Genomic DNA, 19,050 nt, shown 5'->3' with positions numbered 1-19,050 from the left:
AGTTGGGGATGCCCCAGCTTCCGGCTCCCGACTACCCCGCCGACGTACGGGCCCGGCTGGAGGCCGATGCGAAGGAGGTGATCGCCCGCTATCCCGACAGCCGCAGCGCCCTGCTGCCGCTGCTGCACCTCGTCCAGGCGGAGGACGGGCACGTCACCCGCACCGGCCTGCGCTTCTGCGCCGAGGTGCTCGAACTGACCGTCGCCGAGGTCACGGCGGTGTCGACCTTCTACTCCATGTACCGCCGCGGGCCGAGCGGGGACTACCAGGTCGGCGTCTGCACCAACACCCTGTGCGCGGTGCTGGGCGGCGACGCCATCTTCGACGCGCTGCGCCGTCACCTGGGCGTCGACAACGGCGGCACCACGGAGGACGGCAAGGTCACCCTCGAACACATCGAGTGCAACGCGGCCTGCGACTTCGCGCCCGTGGTGATGGTCAACTGGGAGTTCTTCGACAACCAGACCGTCGAGAGCGCCAAGGCCCTCGTCGACGACCTGCGCGCCGGACGCCTCGACGGCGCCCGGCCGACCCGCGGCGCGCCCCTGTGCACGTACAAGGAGACGGCCCGCATCCTGGCCGGCTTCCCCGACCCGCGGCCGGGCGCCGTCGAGGCGTCCGGCGCCGCCGGGCCCGCCACCCTCGCCGGCCTGCGGCTGGCCAAGGGCGGGACCCCGGCCGCCCACGTCGGCCCGCCGCGCGGAGCGCCCGCACCGGACGGACCCGCGCCCGGGCCGGGGCCCGTGGCGCACACCGAGGAGGGGGAGGAATGACCATGGCACCCGCGAACGGTGGGACCCCCCGGCCCACGGCCGGGGGCGGCGCCGACCCGGAGAAGCTGCTCTCGCCCGTGCTCAGCGCCTTCTGGGACCAGCCGCGCTCCTGGACGCTGGACACCTATCTGCGCCACGAGGGCTACGCGGGCGCGCGCAAGGCCCTGGCGATGACCCCCGACGACGTGATCGCCTATGTGAAGGACTCCGGGCTGCGCGGCAGGGGCGGCGCGGGCTTCCCGACCGGGATGAAGTGGCAGTTCATCCCCCAGGGCGACGGCAAGCCGCACTACCTCGTCGTCAACGCGGACGAGTCGGAACCGGGCACCTGCAAGGACATCCCCCTCCTCTTCGCCAACCCGCACTCCCTCATCGAGGGCATGCTGATCGCCTGCTACGCGATCCGCTCCAGCCACGCCTTCATCTATCTGCGCGGTGAAACCGTCCCCGTGCTGCGGCGGTTGCACGAGGCCGTGCGCGAGGCGTACGCCGCGGGCTACCTCGGCCGGGACATCCTCGGCAGCGGGCTCGACCTCGACATCATCGTGCACGCGGGGGCGGGCGCCTATATCTGCGGCGAGGAGACGGCCCTCCTCGACTCGCTCGAAGGGCGTCGCGGCCAGCCCCGGCTCAGGCCCCCCTTCCCTGCCGTGGCGGGTCTCTACGCCTGCCCCACTGTGGTGAACAACGTCGAGTCCATCGCGTCGGTTCCCGCGATCCTCAACCGCGGTAAGGAATGGTTCCGTTCGATGGGCAGCGAGAAGTCCCCGGGCTTCACGCTCTACTCCCTCAGCGGCCATGTCGCGGGCCCCGGGCAGTACGAGGCGCCGCTCGGCGTCACCCTGCGCCAGCTCCTCGACATCAGCGGCGGCATGCGCCCCGGCCACCGGCTCAAGTTCTGGACCCCCGGCGGCTCCTCCACCCCGCTGCTCACCGAGGAGCACCTCGACGTCCCCCTGGACTACGAGGCCGTGGGGGCCGCCGGTTCCATGCTCGGCACCAAGGCCCTCCAGTGCTTCGACGAGACGACCTGCGTGGTGCGGGCCGTCACCCGCTGGACCGAGTTCTACGCCCACGAGTCCTGCGGCAAGTGCACGCCCTGCCGGGAAGGCACGTACTGGCTGGTGCAGTTGCTCCGCGACATCGAGGCCGGGCGGGGCCGTATGACCGACCTCGACAAGCTGGCCGACATCGCCGACAACATCAACGGCAAGTCCTTCTGCGCGCTCGGTGACGGCGCCGCGAGCCCGATCTTCTCCTCGCTGAAGTACTTCCGCGCGGAGTACGAACAGCACATCAAGGGGAAGGGCTGCCCCTTCGACCCCGCGAAGTCCACGGCGTGGGCGGACGGGAACCACCAGGAGGTAACCGCATGACCGTCACCACGCCGGCTTCCTCCGGGGGAGGGAACGCGGCGGTGCCACCGGACGACCTGGTGTCCGTCACCATCGACGGCATCGCGCTCTCCGTGCCCAAGGGGACGCTGGTCATCCGCGCCGCGGAACTGCTCGGCATCGAGATCCCCCGGTTCTGCGACCACCCGCTGCTCGACCCCGCCGGAGCCTGCCGGCAGTGCATCGTCGAGGTCGAGGGCCAGCGCAAGCCGATGGCGTCGTGCACCATCACCTGCACCGACGGCATGGTCGTACGCACCCAGCTCACCTCGCCCGTCGCCGACAAGGCCCAGCGCGGGGTGATGGAGCTGCTGCTCATCAACCACCCGCTCGACTGCCCCGTCTGCGACAAGGGCGGCGAGTGCCCGCTGCAGAACCAGGCGATGTCCGCCGGGCAGGCCGACACCCGCTTCGAGGGCCGCAAGCGCACCTTCGAGAAGCCGGTGCCGATCTCCACCCAGGTCCTCCTCGACCGCGAGCGCTGCGTGCTGTGCGCCCGCTGCACCCGCTTCTCCCAGCAGATCGCGGGCGACCCGATGATCGAGCTGCTGGAGCGGGGCGCGCTCCAGCAGGTGGGCACCGGCGAGGACGTGCCGTTCCAGTCGTACTTCTCCGGCAACACCATCCAGATCTGCCCGGTGGGCGCGCTCACCTCCGCGGCGTACCGATTCCGCTCCCGGCCCTTCGACCTCGTCTCCTCGCCGTCGGTGTGCGAGCACTGCGCGGGCGGCTGCGCGACGCGCACGGACCACCGGCGCGGCAAGGTGCTGCGCCGCCTCGCCGCGAACGACCCCGAGGTCAACGAGGAATGGGTGTGCGACAAGGGCCGCTTCGCGTTCCGCTACGCCCAGCGGCCGGACCGGCTCACCACCCCGCTCGTACGCAACGCCGACGGCGCCCTGGAGCCCGCGAGCTGGCCCGAGGCGCTGGAGGCCGCGGCCCGCGGGCTGGCCGCCGCGCGCGGCCGGACGGGCGTGCTGACGGGCGGACGGCTGACGGTCGAGGACGCCTACGCCTACGCCAAGTTCGCGCGCGTGGCCCTCGACACGCACGACGTGGACTTCCGGGCGCGGACGCACAGCGCGGAGGAGGCCGACTTCCTCGCGGCGCGGGTCGCCGGACGGGGCCGTGACCTCGACGGCGAGGGCGTCACCTATCAGACGCTGGAGCAGGCACCCGCCGTGCTGCTCGCCGGGTTCGAGGCGGAGGAGGAGGCGCCCGGGGTCTTCCTGCGGCTGCGCAAGGCGCACCGCAAGCACGGCCAGCGCGTCTTCTCCCTGGCCACCCACACAACTTCCGGTCTGCTGAAGGCGGGTGGCACGCTGCTGCCCGCGGCTCCCGGCACCGAGACCGAGTGGCTGCGGGCGCTGGCGGACGCCGTCGGGCTGGACGCGGCCGGGCAGGCGGCGGCCGAGGCGCTGCGCGCGGACGGCTCGGTGATCGTCGTCGGCGAGCGGCTGGCGGCCGTGCCGGGCGCGCTGACCGCGGCCCTCGCGGCCGCGGGCACGACCGGGGCGAGCCTGGTGTGGATCCCGCGCCGGGCGGGCGAGCGGGGCGCGATCGAGGCCGGTGCCCTGCCGGGCCTGCTGCCCGGCGGCCGCCCGGCCACCGACCCCCGGGCCCGGGAGGAGACGGCGGCCGCCTGGGGCGTCACCGACCTGCCGCGCGGCACCGGCCGGGACACCGGCCAGATCGTCGGGGCCGCGGCCACCGGGGAGCTGGGCGCCCTGCTGGTGGGCGGGGTGGAGGTCGCCGACCTGCCCGACCCGGCACGCGCGCGTGCCGCGCTCGATGCCATCGGCTTCCTGGTGAGCCTGGAGCAGCGGCCGAGCGAGGTGACGGAACGGGCGGACGTGGTGCTGCCGGTCGCGGCGGTCGAGGAGAAGGCGGGCACGTTCCTCAACTGGGAGGGCCGTGCCCGTCCGTTCGAGGTCGCGATCAGACGCGATCAGCTGACGCGCGGTCATGTCCCGCCGGACGTCCGGGTGCTGCACATGCTGGCCGACGCGATGGGCGTCGCCCTCGCCCTGCCGGACACCGACGCCGCCCGGACGGAGCTGGACCGGCTCGGCGCCTGGGACGGCGCCCACGCGGCCGCCCCCGCCGAGCCCGGCCGCCCGCCGGCGCCGCCCGGCGCCGGTGAGGCCGTGCTCGCGGGCCACCGGCTGCTGCTCGACCGGGGACGGCTCCAGGAGGGCGACGAGGCGCTGGCCGGCACGCGGCACGCGGCGGTCGCCCGGCTCTCCGCCGCGACCGCCGCCGAGGCGGGGGTGCGCGAGGGCGAGCCGCTGGCCGTGACCGGTCCGGCCGGGACCGTACGGCTGCCGCTGCGGATCACCCCCATGCCGGACCGGGTGGTGTGGCTCCCGCTGAACTCCGTCGGCGCCGGGGTCACCGACGGCACCGGCGCCCGCCCCGGCGAGCTCGTGCGCATCGCCGCGGCCGCCGGTGACGGCACCGGAACCGAAGAACCGGAGGCACAGCAGTGAAGGCATACGCACTGGCCGCCGAGGACCTGTCGATGTTCGGCCGGGACCCGTGGTGGCTGATCGTCGTCAAGGCCGTCTTCTGCTTCGCGTTCGTCATGCTGACGGTGCTGTTCTCGATCGTGTGGGAACGCAAGGTCGTCGCGTGGATGCAGCTGCGCATCGGCCCCAACCGGCACGGCCCCTGGGGCATGCTCCAGTCCCTCGCGGACGGCATCAAGCTGATGCTCAAGGAGGACGTGGTCGTCAAGCGGGCCGACAAGGCCGTCTACATCCTCGCGCCGGTCGTCGCGGCGATCCCGGCCTTCATGGCGGTCGCCGTCATCCCCTTCGGCCCGGCCGGGAACGAGATCTCGATCTTCGGCCACCGCACCACGATGCAGCTCACCGACCTGCCGATCGGCGTGCTCTACATCCTGGCCACCGCGTCGGTGGGCATCTACGGCATCGTCCTGGCGGGCTGGTCCTCCGGCTCGACCTACCCGCTGCTCGGCGGGCTGCGGTCGTGCGCGCAGATGATCTCGTACGAGATCGCGATGGGCGTCTCCTTCGCCGCCGTCTTCCTCTACTCCGGGTCGATGTCGACCTCGACGATCGTCGACGCGCAGCACGACCGGTGGTACGTCCTGCTGCTGCCGGTCTCCTTCCTCATCTACATCGTGGCGATGGTCGGGGAGACCAACCGGGCGCCGTTCGACCTGCCGGAGTCCGAGGGCGACCTGGTCGGCGGCTTCAACACCGAGTACTCCTCCATCAAGTTCGCGATGTTCATGCTCGCCGAGTACGTCAACATGGTCACGGTCTCGGCGGTCGCGGTGACGCTGTTCCTGGGCGGCTGGCGGGCCCCGTACCCCGTCTCGGCGTTCTGGGAGGGGGCGAACCACGGCTGGTGGCCGATGCTGTGGTTCGTCATCAAGCTCCAGCTGCTGCTGTTCTTCTTCATCTGGCTGCGCGGCACGCTGCCGCGGCTGCGCTACGACCAGTTCATGAAGCTGGGGTGGAAGGTCCTCATCCCCGTCTCGATGGTGTGGCTGATGCTCGTGGCCACCGTCCGGGCGATGCGCAACGAGCACTACGACTTCCAGCGCATCGTGCTCTACGTGGCCGGCGCAGTCGTCGCCATCCTGCTGCTGTCCTTCGTGGCCGACGTCTTCCGCGACCGCGGTGCCAAGGCGGAGCAGGAGGCGGAAGGGGCGGGCCCGGAAGGGGAGTTCGACCCGATGGCGGGCGGCTTCCCCGTGCCCCCGCTGCCCGGCCAGACCCTGCCGCCGGTGCCGCGCCGCCCGTCGCGCCTCGACCGCGAGCTCATTGTCAGTGGCAGCCCCAATACTGTGAGTGACGGTCCCCGAGACGGAAAGGAGGGCGAGGGTGCCTGACTTCCAGAACCCCGTGGCCGGCTTCGGCGTGACCTTCAAGGCCATGTTCAAGAAGCGGCTGACCGAGCAGTATCCGGAGGAGAAGAAGCACACCGCGCCGCGCTTCCACGGCCGCCACCAGCTCAACCGGCACCCGGACGGGCTGGAGAAGTGCATCGGCTGCGAGCTGTGCGCCTGGGCCTGCCCGGCCGACGCGATCTATGTGGAGGGTGCGGACAACACCGAAGAGGAGCGCTACTCCCCGGGCGAGCGCTACGGCCGCGTCTATCAGATCAACTACCTCCGCTGCATCCTGTGCGGCCTGTGCGTCGAGGCGTGCCCCACCCGGGCCCTGACCATGACGAACGAGTACGAACTGGCCGACACCAGCCGGGAGTCGCTCATCTACACCAAGGAGGAGCTGCTCGCGGGCCTGGAGGACCGGATGGTCGACACCCCGCACGCGATCTTCCCCGGCATGACGGAGAAGGACTACTACCGCGGCCTGGTGACGGAGGCCGCGCCGGGCACCGTGCGCCAAGTGGCGCTCTCCAAGGGCGAGGAGCCGGCGCGGGACACCGAGCCCGCGGGCACCGGGGCCTCCGCGCCGTCCGGTGAGGGGGAGGCATGAGCGCCACCGTCGCCGCCGCGGGCATGACCTCGACCGGCGAGGCCGTGCAGTTCTGGCTGCTGGGCACCGTCGCCGTCGTCGGCGCGCTGTCCACGGTGCTGATGAGGAAGGCCGTGCACAGCGCCCTGTCGCTCGCCGGCACCATGATCGTCCTCGCGGTGTTCTACCTCGCCAACGGCGCCTACTTCCTGGGCGTCGTCCAGGTCGTCGTCTACACCGGCGCGATCATGATGCTCTTCCTCTTCGTGGTCATGCTGGTCGGCGTCACCGCCGCCGACTCCCTCAAGGAGACCATCAGGGGCCAGCGCTGGCTCGCCGGGCTCTGCGCGCTGGGCTTCGGCATCCTGCTCATCGCAGGCATCGCCAATGCCTCACTGAAGGACTTCACCGGGCTCGGCCAGGCCAACTCCGGCGGCAATGTGCAGGGTCTGGCGGCGCTCATCTTCACCAAGTACGTCTTCGCCTTCGAGATCACCGGCGCGCTGCTGATCACCGCGGCCGTCGGGGCGATGGTCCTCACCCACCGCGAGCGCACCGAGCGGGCCCCCGGCCAGCGCGAGCGCTCCCAGGCGAGGGTCCGGGCGGGCAAGCAGCTGCCGCCGCTCCCCGCCCCCGGCGTCTACGCCCGGCACAACGCCGTGGACGTCCCCGGCCTGCTGCCCGACGGCACCCCCGCCGAGCTCACCGTCAACCCGACGCTGCGCGCCCGCGGCCAGATCCGCGACGTGTCCGGCGAGGCGCTCCAGGAGCTGGCCGCGCTGGAGCAGCGCTCAGCGGAGTGGGTCGAGGGCGGCCGCACCGAGGGCGCGAAGGAGGCCCGCAAGTGAACCCGGTCAACTACCTGTACCTGGCGGCCCTGTTGTTCACCATCGGCGCCGCCGGTGTGCTCATCCGGCGGAACGCGATCGTCATCTTCATGTGTATCGAGCTGATGCTGAACGCCTGCAACCTGGCGTTCGTCACCTTCGCCCGGCTGCACGGCAATCTGGACGGCCAGATCATCGCCTTCTTCACCATGGTCGTGGCCGCCGCCGAGGTCGTGATCGGCCTCGCGATCATCGTGTCGATCTTCCGCTCCCGCCATTCGGCCTCGGTCGACGACGCCGGCCTGCTGAAGCTGTAAGGGGACGCTGACGTGGAGAACCTCATCGGACTGCTCGTCGCGGCACCCCTGCTGGGCGCGGGCCTGCTGCTGTGCGGCGGCCCCCGGCTGGACCGGGCCGGGCACTGGATCGGCACGCTGCTCGCGGCGGTGTCCTTCGCCCTCGGCGCCGTGCTCTTCGCCGACCTCCTGGGCAGGGGCCGCGAGGACCGGACGCTGACCTCGCACCTGTTCAGCTGGGTGCCGGTCGGCGGCTTCCGCGCGGACGTCGGCTTCCAGCTGGACCAGCTGTCGATGACCTTCGTCCTGCTGATCACGGGGGTGGGCACGCTGATCCACCTCTATTCGGTCGGCTATATGGAGCACGACGAGCGGCGGCGCCGCTTCTTCGGCTATCTGAACCTCTTCCTCGCCGCGATGCTGCTGCTCGTCCTCGCCGACAACTACCTTCTGCTGTACGTGGGCTGGGAGGGCGTCGGCCTCGCCTCGTATCTGCTGATCGGCTTCTGGCAGCACAAGCCCAGCGCGGCCACCGCCGCCAAGAAGGCGTTCCTCGTCAACCGCGTCGGCGACATGGGCCTGTCCATCGCGATCATGCTGATGTTCACCACGTTCGGCACCTTCGCCTTCGGCCCCGTCCTCGCGCACGCGACGGACGCGGGGCAGGGCAAGCTGACGGCCATCGGGCTGATGCTGCTGCTCGCCGCGTGCGGCAAGTCCGCCCAGGTGCCGCTGCAGTCCTGGCTCGGGGACGCGATGGAGGGCCCGACCCCGGTCTCGGCCCTCATCCACGCGGCGACGATGGTGACCGCCGGCGTCTATCTGATCACCCGGTCCGGCGCGATCTTCAACGCGGCACCGGACGCGCAGACCGCGGTCGTCACGGTGGGCGCGGTGACGCTGCTCTTCGGTGCGATCGTCGGTTGCGCGAAGGACGACATCAAGAAGGCGCTGGCCGGCTCGACGATGTCGCAGATCGGCTACATGATCCTCGCGGCCGGACTCGGCCCGGTCGGCTATGTCTTCGCGATCATGCACCTGGTGACCCACGGCTTCTTCAAGGCGGGGCTCTTCCTCGGCGCCGGGTCGGTGATGCACGGCATGAACGACGAGGTCGACATGCGGCGCTACGGCGGCCTGCGGACGTATATGCCGGTCACCTTCGTCACCTTCGGCCTCGGCTATCTCGCCATCATCGGCTTCCCCGGCCTGTCCGGCTTCTTCTCCAAGGACAAGATCATCGAAGCCGCCTTCGCCAAGGGCGGTACGGAGGGCTGGATCCTCGGCGGCGCGGCGCTGCTGGGCGCGGCCATCACCGCGTACTACATGACGCGCGTGATGGTCCTGACCTTCTTCGGCGAGAAGCGCTGGCAGCCGGATGCGGAGGGCAACGCCCCGCACCCGCACGAGTCGCCCAGGACCATGACGATCCCCATGGTCGTGCTCGCCTTCGGATCGGTCTTCGCCGGTGGGCTGTTCAGCATCAACGACACCTTCCTGAAGTGGCTGGAGCCGGTCACCGGGCACGCCGAGGGCAACTCGCCGGTCAGCGCGCTCACCGTCACGATCGGCACCATGGTCGTCCTCGTCCTCGGGGTGGCGCTCGCCTGGGCGCAGTACGGGCGCCGCCCCGTCCCCGTCACGGCGCCCCGGGGCAATCCGCTCACCCGCGCCGCCCGACGGGACCTGCTCCAGGACGACTTCAACCACGTCGTGCTGGTCCGGGGCGGTGAGCACCTCACCCGCAGCCTGGTCTACGCCGACCACACGCTGGTCGACGGCGTCGTCAACGGCACGGCCGCCTCGGTCGGCGGGCTCTCGGGCCGGATGCGCAGGCTCCAGAACGGCTACGCGCGGTCGTACGCGGTCTCGATGTTCGGCGGTGCGGCAGTGCTCATCGCCGCGACCCTGCTGATGAGGGCGGTCTGATCATGTCTTTTCCCCTGCTGACGGTCACGGCCGCGGTGCCCGCGGCCGGCGCGGTCGTGACCGCCGCCGTCCCGGCCGCGCGCCGCACGGCCGCGAAATGGCTCGCGCTGGCCTTCGCGCTGGCCACGCTCGTGCTGGCGGGCGTGCAGCTGGCGCGGTTCGACCCGGACTCCGGGAAGCCGTTCCAGCTGACCGAGTCGCACGCCTGGATCAAGGACTTCGGCGTCCGGTACGACCTGGGGGTCGACGGCATCGCGGTGGTGCTGATCGCCCTGACGGCGCTGCTGATCCCCTTTGTGATGCTGGCCGGCTGGCATGACGCCGACCCGCTCGAAGGGCCCGCGCCCAACCGGCGCTGGCGGCCCACCCAGGGCTTCTTCGCGCTGATCCTGATGGTCGAGGCGATGGTGGTGATCTCCTTCGAGGCCACCGACGTCTTCCTCTTCTACATCTTCTTCGAAGCCATGCTGATCCCGATGTACTTCCTCATCGGCGGCTTCGGCGACCGGGCGGGCGGCCGGTCCGAGGAGGAGACGGCCGCCCAGCGGTCGTACGCGGCGGTGAAGTTCCTGCTCTACAACCTGGCCGGCGGGCTGATCATGATGGCCGCCGTCATCGGGCTCTACGCCGTCACCGCGCACCAGCTCGGCACCGGCACCTTCTCCCTCCAGGAGATCGTCCAGGCGCGGGCGGACGGCAGGCTGCACTTCGCGACCGTCACCGAACGGGCCCTGTTCCTGGGCTTCTTCTTCGCCTTCGCGGTGAAGGCGCCGCTGTGGCCGCTGCACACCTGGCTGCCCAACGCCATGGGCGAGGCCACCGCGCCCGTCGCCGTGCTGATCACCGCGGTGGTCGACAAGGTCGGCACGTTCGCGATGCTGCGCTTCTGCCTCCAGCTGTTCCCGGAGGCGTCGAAGTGGGCGACGCCGGTGATCATCGTGCTGTCGCTGATCGGCATCCTGTACGGGGCGCTGCTCGCGGTCGGCCAGCGGGACATCAAGCGGCTGATCGCGTACGCGTCGATCTCGCACTTCGGCTTCATCATCCTGGGCATCTTCGCGATGACCACCCAGGGCCAGGGCGGCGCGACGCTCTATATGGTCAACCACGGCATTTCCACGGCCGCGTTGATGCTGGTCGCGGGCTTCCTGATCTCCCGCCGCGGCTCCCGGCTCATCGGCGACTACGGCGGGGTGCAGAAGGTCGCGCCGGTCCTCGCCGGGACGTTCCTGGTGGGCGGTCTGGCCACGCTGTCGCTGCCGGGGCTCGCGCCCTTCGTCTCCGAATTCCTGGTCCTGGTCGGCACGTTCACCCGCTATCCGGCGGTCGGGATCGTCGCGACGCTGGGCATCGTGCTCGCCGCCCTGTACGTCCTGGTGCTCTACCAGCGCACGATGACCGGCCCGGTGCGGGAGTCCGTGCGCGGCATGCCCGATCTGCGGGTGCGCGAACTGGTCGTCGTCGGCCCGCTGATCGCCCTGCTGATCTTCCTCGGCGTCTATCCCAAGCCGCTGACGCAGATCATCGACCCGGCGGTCGGCCGCACGATGTCACAGGTCCACAAGGTCGACCCCAAGCCCGATGCCCCGACTGTTCCGACGAACGATGTGGAGGCCGCGAAGTGAGTCACGCAGCATTCGTCCACAGCCTGTGGACGATGTCGGCCGACCCGCCGAAGAAGATCCCGGCCCCGCATATCGAGTACGCCCAGCTGTCACCGACGCTGATCGTCCTCGGCGCGGCCGTCCTCGGCATCCTCGTGGAGGCGTTCCTGCCGCGGCGCCTGCGTCACCCCGTGCAGCTGCTGCTGAGCGCGGTCGGCCTGGTCGCCGGGTTCGCCGCCGTCATCGCCCTGGCCGCCGGGGGCTACGGCACCGGCAAGGCGCACGTCGCCGCCATGGGTGCCGTCGCCGTCGACGGCCCGGCGCTGTTCCTCCAGGGGACCATTCTCCTGGTCTCGCTGATCGCGGTGTTCACCTTCGCCGAGCGGCGGCTGGACCCGGCGGCGCACGGCAAGAGCGTCGACTCCTTCGCCGCGCAGGGCTCCGCCGTGCCGGGCGGAGCGGCCGAACAGGCCGCCGTCAAGGCGGGGTTCACCACCACCGAGGTCTTCCCCATCGTGCTCTTCGCGGTCGCGGGCATGCTCGTCTTTCCCGCCGCGAACGACCTGCTGACCCTCTTCATCGCGCTGGAGGTCTTCTCCCTCCCGCTGTATGTGCTGTGCGGGCTCGCCCGCCGCCAGCGGCTGCTGTCCCAGGAGTCGGCGGTCAAGTACTTCCTGCTGGGCGCCTTCTCCTCGGCCTTCCTGCTGTTCGGGGTGGCGCTGCTGTACGGCTACGCGGGCACGGTCACCTACGCCGGCATCGCCGACGTCGTGAACGGCACGGTCCGTACGGTCGACCCCGCCCTCGCGTCGACCACCGGCAATGACGCGCTGCTGCTGATCGGCGGGGCGCTGGTGCTGATGGGGCTGCTCTTCAAGGTGGGCGCGGTGCCCTTCCACATGTGGACCCCCGACGTCTATCAGGGCGCCCCCACGCCGGTGACGGGCTTCATGGCCGCAGCCACCAAGGTCGCCGCCTTCGGCGCGCTGCTGCGGCTGCTGTACGTGGTCCTGCCGGGGCTGCGCTGGGACTGGCGGCCGGTGATGTGGGGCGTCGCGATCGTCACCATGCTGGTGGGCGCGATTGTCGCCGTGACCCAGACGGATGTGAAGCGGCTCCTCGCCTACTCCTCCATCGCGCACGCCGGGTTCATCCTCGCCGGTGTCATCGCCGTCAGCCCGGACGGGGTGTCCTCCGTCCTGTTCTACCTGGCCGCGTACTCCTTCGTGACCCTGGGCGCCTTCGCGGTGGTGACGCTGGTGCGGGACGCGGGTGGCGAGGCGACGCACCTGTCCAAGTGGGCGGGTCTCGGCCGCCGTTCGCCCCTGGTCGCGGCCGTCTTCGCGGTCTTCCTGCTGGCCTTCGCGGGCATCCCGCTGACCAGCGGCTTCACCGGGAAGTTCGCGGTCTTCAAGGCCGCGGCGCAGGGCGGCGCGACGCCGCTGGTCATCGTCGGTGTGCTGTCCTCGGCGATCGCCGCGTTCTTCTACATCCGGGTGATCGTGCTGATGTTCTTCAGCGAGCCGAAGGCCGACGGGCCGACCGTGGCCGTGCCGAGCGCGCTGACCTCCACGGCGATCGCCGTCGGGGTCGCGGTCACGCTCGTCCTCGGTGTCGCCCCGCAGTACTTCCTGGATCTGGCGGGCCAGGCGGGGGTGTTCGTGCGGTAGGCGCGCGGAGCCGTCATGCTGCCCGGTGCCCCGAGAGGGGCGCCGGGCAGCGGTGCGTCAGCCGCCGAGCTTGCCCGGCATGCCCGGCACCTCGGCGGCGGGCTTGCCGTCCACGCCCACGGCCTTGGTGAGGGTGTCCTCCTTGCCGGAGGCCCACGCCACCGTGAGCTTCTTGGCGTCCACGCTCTTGATGGTGCCCTTGGCGTATTCGGTGCTGCCGTCCTGGCAGCGGGTGATGTTGATGGTGACCGGCTGCGTGCTGTCGACGACCGTGCCGGAGCAGGCGGTCTTCCCGCTCAGCATCACCATGTTCCCGGAGAAGGACAGGATGAGCAGGCTCTTGTCCATGAGCTTGCCCTTCGACCAGCCGCCCTTGAGGTCGGCGGCCTTGACGTTGCCGCCCTTGGCGGCGGCCGGGTCGGCGGGCTTGTCCGGCTGGGCGGCCGGCGGTGTGGCGGCGCCGGTCTTCTTGTCCCCGTCGCTCTGGCTGCTGCAACCCGTCATCAGCACAGCGGCGATGATCGCCGCCCCCGTGATCTGTACTGCCTTGCGCACGTGCGCTCGCTCCTCCGTAGTGGATCTGGACACGACAAATTAGCAGTCCAGATCCACTGCTCCGGAGCGGTGTCAGCCGCCGTCCGCGGAGCGGTCCCGCTGCACATTGGCGAAGGAGAGCAGCAGCAGTTCCGCGGGCAGCGTGAGGCCCGGGGCGGTGCCGGCGGTCATGGCCCGGAGGTGCGTGCGGGCGCGATCCTGCCCGTGACCTCGCCGAGGCCGATCCGGGCGCCGTCCGGCCCCGGCGCCCAGGCGGTGAGGGTGACCTCGTCCCCGTCCTCCAGCCAGGGGCCCTTGCCCTCGGTGAGCTCCAGCAGGCAGCCGCGCTGGTCGGGGTCGGGGCCGCTGACCGTGCCGGACGCGAAGAGGTCGCCGGTGCGCAACGAGGCGCCGTTGACGGTCATATGGGCGAGCTGCTGGGCCGCCGTCCAGTACATGGAGGCGAAGGGCGGCCGGGAGACCGTCTCCCCGTTGATGGTCACCTCGATGCGCAGGTCGATGCCGCCCGGCTCCGCCGCGGAGTCGTCGAGGTAGGGCAGCAGCGGGTGGGTGCGCTCCGGCGGCGCGGTGCGCGCCTCGTCGAAGGCGTCGAGTGGGGTGATCCACGCCGAGACCGAGGTCGCGAAGGACTTCCCGAGGAAGGGGCCGAGCGGGACGTACTCCCACGCCTGGATGTCGCGCGCCGACCAGTCGTTGACCAGGCACACGCCGAAGACGTGCTCGCGGAAGTCGCTCAGGGGTACAGGGGTGTTCGGCGGCGCGGGCGTGCCCACGACGAAGCCGACCTCGGCCTCGATGTCGAGCCGCGTCGACGGGCCGAACACCGGGCCCTCCGGGGTCCTGCGCTGGCCCTGGGGCCGGATCACGGGGCTGCCGGAGACGACGACCGTGCCGGCGCGGCCGTGGTAACCGATCGGCAGGTGCTTCCAGTTGGGCGTCAGCGCGTCGCCGTCGGGCCGGAAGATCCGGCCGACGTTGGTGGCGTGGTGCTCGCTGGCGTAGAAGTCGACGTAGTCGGCGATCTCGAAGGGCAGGTGAAGCGTCACCTCCTCCAGCGGGTGGAAGTGCTCCCCGTCCAGCCAGGTGCGGATCTCGGCGCGGACGGCCTGCCACGTGGAGCGGCCCGCCGCCAGCAGCGGGTTGAGCGTCGGCCGGTCCAGCAGCCCGGCGTACGCGGAGCCGTGCGCGGCGGCCGCGGCCGCCGCGTCGAGGACGTACGCGCCGTAACGGACGCCGATCCGGCGGTGGTCCGGGGCGTCGGGCGTCGTGAAGACGCCGTACGGGAGGGTGGCCGCGCCGAAGGGATCGCCTTCGGGAAGCTCGCGGGGGCTGTGCTGGGGCATGGGACGCTGCCTCGCTCTCTCCTGGACGCCTGGTGACCGTCCGTGCCCACATTACGTGCTGGCGGCCGCCAGGCAAGGGGTGTCCGAGGGGGATCCGGGGGGCGTGCGCAAGGCGCTCGCAGGGGCGGAACGCGCCCTGCTCGGACCGCCTCGCGCGCCGACTCCGAACACCCGCCCGGGACCTGGTCCGAACCACTGTCCGACCACTCACTAAAGGGCGAGCAATGTCCGGTAATTCCTTGCTGGAAGCGGTAATTCCGAAGTAGCGTCCTTAATCGGGTCACGCACAGTGGGGGGCCGCTGCGGCTGAGTGGCCGAGGGGGATGCTGGTGGCGAGCAGGAGTACGCCCATCGCGGCGGACCGGTCCGTTCCGGGGCTCATCGTGAAGATCGGCGATTACCCTCTGCATCACGGCGGGGTCGGCGCGATCCGCAGTCTCGGCAGACTCGGGGTCCCGATGTACGCCATCACCGAGGACCGCTGGACCCCCGCCGCCGTCTCCCGTTATCTGCGCGGTGGCTTCGTCTGGCCCACCACGGGCCGGGAGCGGCCCGAGGAGCTCGTCGAGGGGCTGCTGCGCATCGGGCGGTCCATCGGCCGCCCCACGGTGCTGCTGCCCACCGACGAGGAGGCGGCTGTCCTGGTCGCCGAGCACGCGGAGCAGCTGTCGGGGAACTTCCTCTTCCCGCCTGTGGAGCGGGAGTTGCCCCGCAGACTCGCGAGCAAGCAGGGCCTGCACGAGCTCTGCGTGGAGCACGGGGTGCCGTCCCCGGAGGCCCTCTTCCCGTCCTCCTACGAGGAGATCGAGGAGTACGCCGGGCGCGCCCGCTTCCCCCTGGTGGCGAAGAACCGGGAGGCGTTCGAGCGGCGCCGCAGGCCCGCCGTGCACGGGACCACCCGCATCGCCGGCCCCCGCGAGCTGCTGGCCCTCGCGCGCGGCTGGGGCCCCTCGCCGGGGGTGATCCTCCAGGAGTACCTGCCCCGCGAGCAGGCCGAGGACTGGATCGTGCACGCGTATTTCGACGCGGAGAGCACCCCCCTCGCGATGTTCACCGGAGTGAAGGTGCGCTCCTGGCCGCCGCACGCGGGCATGACCGCCAACGCCTACGTCGTGGACAACCCCGAACTGGCCGACATGGCTGCACAGTTCATCAAACAGATCGGCTTCTGCGGAATCATCGACCTGGACTGGCGCTTCGACCGGCGCGACGGCCGCTACAAACTCCTCGACTTCAACCCCCGGATGGGCGCCCAGTTCCGCCTGTTCGAGAACGAGGCCGGCATCGACGTCGTCCGGGCCCAGCACCTCGACCTCACCGGGCGCAAGGTCCCCGAGGGCGAGCAGCTCGCGGGGCGCCGGTTCGTCGTCGAGAACATCGACCTGCCGGCCCTCGCCGCCTACCGCCGCAGCGGGTACACCACCCCGCACGCGCCCGCACGGGCGAGCGGCACGGAGCTGGCCTGGGTCGCGCGTGACGACATGAAGCCGTTCTTCACCATGCTCGCCCGGTTCGTCAGGCCGGGCGTTCGGCACCTCTGGCAGCTGTGGCGCTCCAGGCGTGCCGCTGCTCTCGTCGAGTAAGCAACGCCCTGGGAGGGGACTCGTGACACTTCCCGTCGTAGTCATCGGGGCAGGTCCGTACGGACTGTCTACCGCTGCCCACCTGAGGGCGCACGGCATAGCGACCCGTGTCTTCGGCTCGCCGATGGTGAGCTGGAGGGCCCACATGCCCGCCGGAATGCTGCTGAAATCCACCCCCGTGGCCTCGAACATCGACGCACCGCAACCGGGCCACACGCTGCTCGACTTCTGCCGCGAAGCGGGGGAGCAGCGCTACGAATCGGACTGGGACGCCATCCCGGTCGAGACCTTCGCCCGCTACGGCCTGTGGTTCCAGGAGCGCCTGGTGCCCGATCTGGAGCAGACGCGGGTGGTGTCCGTGGACCGGCGGTCCACGGGCTTCGAGCTGAAGCTGGACTCCGGCGAGCAGTTCGCGGCCCGTGCCGTGGTCGTCGCCACCGGGCTCAGCGGGCTCGCCCGGCTGCCGGCCGAGCTGGCCGCGGCCGTGCCGGACGGCCCGTCGGTGAGCGGTCCCATCTCGCACAGCTCGCAGCACGACGACCTGTCGCGGTTCGCCGGCCGCGACGTGGTGGTCGTCGGCGCCGGGCAGTCGGCGCTGGAGAGCGCCGTGCTGCTGGCGGAGGGCGGGGCCGCGTCGGTGCGGGTCCTCGCCCGGCGCCGGGGCGCGGTGCGCTTCGGGGCGGCGCCGGACGGGCAGTCGCCGCTGAAGCCGGACACCCCGTTCGGGCGGGCCTGGTCGCTGTACGCGTTCTCGTACTACGCCGACGGATTCCGCCGGCTCCCGGCGCCGACCCGGAAGTACCTCGTCCAGCGGGTGCTCGGGCCGCTCGGCGCCTGGTGGCTGCGGGACCGCTTCATCGGCCGGGTGCAGGTGTCGGAGGGCAAGCGGATCGTCCGGGCCAGGGTGGAGGACGGCCGTCCGGTTCTGCTCCTCGCCGGGCCCGACGGGTCCACCGAGGGGGAGCTCTCCGCCGACCACGTCCTCGCCGCGACCGGCTACCACGTCGACCTGGCCGCCCTCGACTTCCTCGGCCACGGTCTGCGGACCAGGCTCGCGGTCGGCGCGGGCGGGCCCCGGCTGGGCCCCGGTTACCACTCGTCGGTCCCGGGCCTGTTCTTCACGGGCCTCCCGGCGGCGGCGAGCTACGGCCCCGTCATGAGGTTCGTCTGCGGCACGGAGTACGCGTCGCCACGGCTGGCGAGGGCGGTGGGAGCGCTGCCGTAGGCCCACGGCGCCGGACGGACTGGTTCCGGATGCAACCGGATCCAGTCCGTCCGGCGTTCGGTCAGGGGTTCCGGGGGCTTGCTCCCGGTGGGTGACCAAGCGCATAACGGGGCACACGTCTGGTCGACCGGGAAGGCGCCCACGGTGATCGACAGCCGACCGGATACGCTGACTTTCGGTGGAGACAGCGACACATCGACAATCCCCGTGTTCGCAGGCAGACAGGAGTACCCCTCGTGACCGTCGTCGGGCCTTTTGGGCTGAGCGTGCGGGACCAGGCTCTTGAAGCCGATGTCCAGGCCGGTTTGGCCGCCGTCGAGGAGGGCCTCCTGGAGGCCACCAAGAGCGACGTGCCCTTCATCACCGAGGCGGCCCAGCATCTCGTCCGGGCCGGAGGCAAGCGGTTCCGCCCGCTTCTGGTGATGCTCGCCGCGCAGTTCGGCGACCCGCACGCCCCGGGCATCGTGCCCTCGGCGGTCGTCGTCGAGCTCACCCACCTGGCCACGCTCTACCACGACGACGTCATGGACGAGGCGGACGTGCGGCGCGGCGTCGACAGCGCCAACGCCCGCTGGGGCAACTCCGTGGCCGTCCTCACCGGGGACTTCCTCTTCTCCCGGGCCTCGTACATCCTCGCCGACCTGGGCCCGGAGGCCGTCCGCATCCAGGCCGAGGCGTTCGAGCGGCTGGTCACCGGCCAGATCCTGGAGACGGCGGGACCGCGCGACGGCCGCGACCCCATCGAGCACTACCTCGACGTCATGGCTGGCAAGACCGGCTCGCTGATCGCCGTCTCCACCCGCTACGGCGCGATGATGTCCGGCGCCGACGAGCGCACCGTCGACATCCTCACCCACTACGGGGAGCGGCTCGGCATCGCCTTCCAGCTCGCCGACGACGTCCTCGACATCGCCAGCGACTCCCACGAGTCCGGCAAGACGCCCGGCACCGACCTGCGCGAGGGCATTCCCACGCTGCCGGTGCTGCACCTGCGGGCCCAGGCGGCCGCGACCGGCTCGGCGGACGACCTCCAGCTGTGCGAGCTCCTCGACGGCGACCTCACCGACGACACCCTGCACGCCGAGGCACTGCGCCGCCTGCGCGCCCACCCGGCGCTGGAGCAGGCCCGCCGCGACACGGTGCGCTACGCGCAGGAGGCACGGGCGATCCTGGCCCCCCTCCCGGAGTGCTTCGCGAAGGCGGCCCTGGAAAACCTTTGCGACGCGGTCGTGCACCGGGCTGGTTGATTCAGCCCGTCCGGCGTTTGAGGACAGCGCGCGAAGCGTGCTTCGGGGTCCGGGGCGGAGCCCCGGCAACAGGCCTGCGCCACAGGGGTCATACCCGAGAGGTACGGGAAAGTGCTCCCCGCGGCTGACGCGCAACCCGGCTGGCTTTGGTGC

15 protein-coding genes are annotated in these 19,050 nt (G+C 71.4%); 13 read left to right on the top strand and 2 right to left on the bottom strand.

The features are described from left to right. The first annotated feature begins 8 nt into the window (after nucleotides 1–8). The 10 genes from nuoE to nuoN are packed head-to-tail and all read left to right on the top strand — an operon-like array spanning nucleotide 9 to nucleotide 12,944. Entirely contained in the window at nucleotides 9–773 is a 765-nt protein-coding gene (gene nuoE, locus ABD269_RS08700) for an NADH-quinone oxidoreductase subunit NuoE (protein WP_344117275.1), read from the top strand. Beyond that, nucleotides 770–2,149, top strand: coding sequence for an NADH-quinone oxidoreductase subunit NuoF (gene nuoF, locus ABD269_RS08695; RefSeq protein ID WP_344117203.1), 1,380 nt, complete (start codon nucleotides 770–772; stop codon nucleotides 2,147–2,149). Before nuoE ends, nuoF begins: the two co-directional genes overlap by 4 nt. Further along, nucleotides 2,146–4,656, top strand: coding sequence for an NADH-quinone oxidoreductase subunit G (locus tag ABD269_RS08690; RefSeq protein ID WP_344117202.1), 2,511 nt, complete (start codon nucleotides 2,146–2,148; stop codon nucleotides 4,654–4,656). The genes nuoF and ABD269_RS08690 overlap by 4 nt, the downstream gene beginning before the upstream one ends. 32 nt (nucleotides 4,657–4,688) lie before the next feature. Beyond that, nucleotides 4,689–6,029 (top strand): NADH-quinone oxidoreductase subunit NuoH, encoded by a 1,341-nt coding sequence (nuoH, locus tag ABD269_RS08685; RefSeq protein ID WP_344117274.1) that lies wholly within the window; start codon nucleotides 4,689–4,691, stop codon nucleotides 6,027–6,029. Continuing rightward, on the top strand, nucleotides 6,022–6,639 hold the full coding sequence (nuoI, locus tag ABD269_RS08680; RefSeq protein WP_344117201.1) for an NADH-quinone oxidoreductase subunit NuoI: 618 nt from the start codon (nucleotides 6,022–6,024) through the stop codon (nucleotides 6,637–6,639). Before nuoH ends, nuoI begins: the two co-directional genes overlap by 8 nt. Continuing rightward, nucleotides 6,636–7,466 (top strand): NADH-quinone oxidoreductase subunit J, encoded by an 831-nt coding sequence (locus ABD269_RS08675; protein WP_301886575.1) that lies wholly within the window; start codon nucleotides 6,636–6,638, stop codon nucleotides 7,464–7,466. The genes nuoI and ABD269_RS08675 overlap by 4 nt, the downstream gene beginning before the upstream one ends. Continuing rightward, complete coding sequence (nuoK, locus tag ABD269_RS08670) at nucleotides 7,463–7,762, top strand: NADH-quinone oxidoreductase subunit NuoK (RefSeq protein WP_301886576.1); 300 nt, start codon at nucleotides 7,463–7,465, stop codon at nucleotides 7,760–7,762. The genes ABD269_RS08675 and nuoK overlap by 4 nt, the downstream gene beginning before the upstream one ends. Nucleotides 7,763–7,774: 12 nt before the next feature. Then, a complete protein-coding gene (gene nuoL, locus ABD269_RS08665) occupies nucleotides 7,775–9,670 on the top strand; it encodes an NADH-quinone oxidoreductase subunit L (protein ID WP_344117200.1) in 1,896 nt (631 codons plus the stop codon). Between the two features lie 2 nt (nucleotides 9,671–9,672). Continuing rightward, complete coding sequence (locus ABD269_RS08660; RefSeq protein ID WP_344117199.1) at nucleotides 9,673–11,295, top strand: NADH-quinone oxidoreductase subunit M; 1,623 nt, start codon at nucleotides 9,673–9,675, stop codon at nucleotides 11,293–11,295. Further along, a complete protein-coding gene (gene nuoN, locus ABD269_RS08655) occupies nucleotides 11,292–12,944 on the top strand; it encodes an NADH-quinone oxidoreductase subunit NuoN (RefSeq protein ID WP_344117198.1) in 1,653 nt (550 codons plus the stop codon). The genes ABD269_RS08660 and nuoN overlap by 4 nt, the downstream gene beginning before the upstream one ends. Nucleotides 12,945–13,001: 57 nt before the next feature. Here nuoN and ABD269_RS08650 read toward each other — a convergent pair whose 3' ends face one another. Further along, nucleotides 13,002–13,499, bottom strand: a complete 498-nt coding sequence (locus ABD269_RS08650) for a hypothetical protein (protein WP_344117197.1) — start codon at nucleotides 13,497–13,499, stop codon at nucleotides 13,002–13,004. Between the two features lie 167 nt (nucleotides 13,500–13,666). Then, nucleotides 13,667–14,842, bottom strand: a complete 1,176-nt coding sequence (gene fahA / locus ABD269_RS08645) for a fumarylacetoacetase (RefSeq protein WP_344117196.1) — start codon at nucleotides 14,840–14,842, stop codon at nucleotides 13,667–13,669. 323 nt (nucleotides 14,843–15,165) lie between these two features. Here fahA and ABD269_RS08640 point away from each other — a divergent pair, with 323 nt between their 5' ends. From ABD269_RS08640 to ABD269_RS08630, 3 genes are all read left to right on the top strand, one after another. Continuing rightward, on the top strand, nucleotides 15,166–16,425 hold the full coding sequence (locus ABD269_RS08640) for a carboxylate--amine ligase (protein WP_344117195.1): 1,260 nt from the start codon (nucleotides 15,166–15,168) through the stop codon (nucleotides 16,423–16,425). A 22-nt stretch (nucleotides 16,426–16,447) separates the two neighbouring features. Then, the gene (locus tag ABD269_RS08635; RefSeq protein WP_301886584.1) at nucleotides 16,448–17,650 is read left to right on the top strand and encodes an NAD(P)-binding domain-containing protein; all 1,203 of its coding nucleotides are present in this window, start codon (nucleotides 16,448–16,450) and stop codon (nucleotides 17,648–17,650) included. A 236-nt stretch (nucleotides 17,651–17,886) separates the two neighbouring features. Further along, a complete protein-coding gene (locus tag ABD269_RS08630; protein WP_116212537.1) occupies nucleotides 17,887–18,897 on the top strand; it encodes a polyprenyl synthetase family protein in 1,011 nt (336 codons plus the stop codon). The last annotated feature ends 153 nt before the right edge of the window (nucleotides 18,898–19,050 follow it).

The sequence above is a fragment of the Streptomyces blastmyceticus genome (assembly GCF_039521185.1).
Taxonomy (GTDB): Bacteria; Actinomycetota; Actinomycetes; order Streptomycetales; family Streptomycetaceae; genus Streptomyces; species Streptomyces blastmyceticus.
The sequence above is the reverse complement of the archived record's forward strand: the minus strand, read 5'-3'. Positions and strand labels throughout refer to the sequence as shown.

What these genes read in the sequence shown, in the direction of transcription:
- nuoE (WP_344117275.1), top strand. Translation starts at nt 9, where the DNA reads ATGCCCCAGCTTCCGGCTCCCGACTACCCCGCCGACGTACGGGCCCGG.
- ABD269_RS08660 (WP_344117199.1), top strand. Translation starts at nt 9,673, where the DNA reads ATGTCTTTTCCCCTGCTGACGGTCACGGCCGCGGTGCCCGCGGCCGGC.
- nuoF (WP_344117203.1), top strand. Translation starts at nt 770, where the DNA reads ATGACCATGGCACCCGCGAACGGTGGGACCCCCCGGCCCACGGCCGGG.
- nuoH (WP_344117274.1), top strand. Translation starts at nt 4,689, where the DNA reads ATGTTCGGCCGGGACCCGTGGTGGCTGATCGTCGTCAAGGCCGTCTTC.
- ABD269_RS08675 (WP_301886575.1), top strand. Translation starts at nt 6,636, where the DNA reads ATGAGCGCCACCGTCGCCGCCGCGGGCATGACCTCGACCGGCGAGGCC.
- fahA (WP_344117196.1), bottom strand. Translation starts at nt 14,842, where the DNA reads ATGCCCCAGCACAGCCCCCGCGAGCTTCCCGAAGGCGATCCCTTCGGC.
- ABD269_RS08690 (WP_344117202.1), top strand. Translation starts at nt 2,146, where the DNA reads ATGACCGTCACCACGCCGGCTTCCTCCGGGGGAGGGAACGCGGCGGTG.
- ABD269_RS08640 (WP_344117195.1), top strand. Translation starts at nt 15,166, where the DNA reads ATGCTGGTGGCGAGCAGGAGTACGCCCATCGCGGCGGACCGGTCCGTT.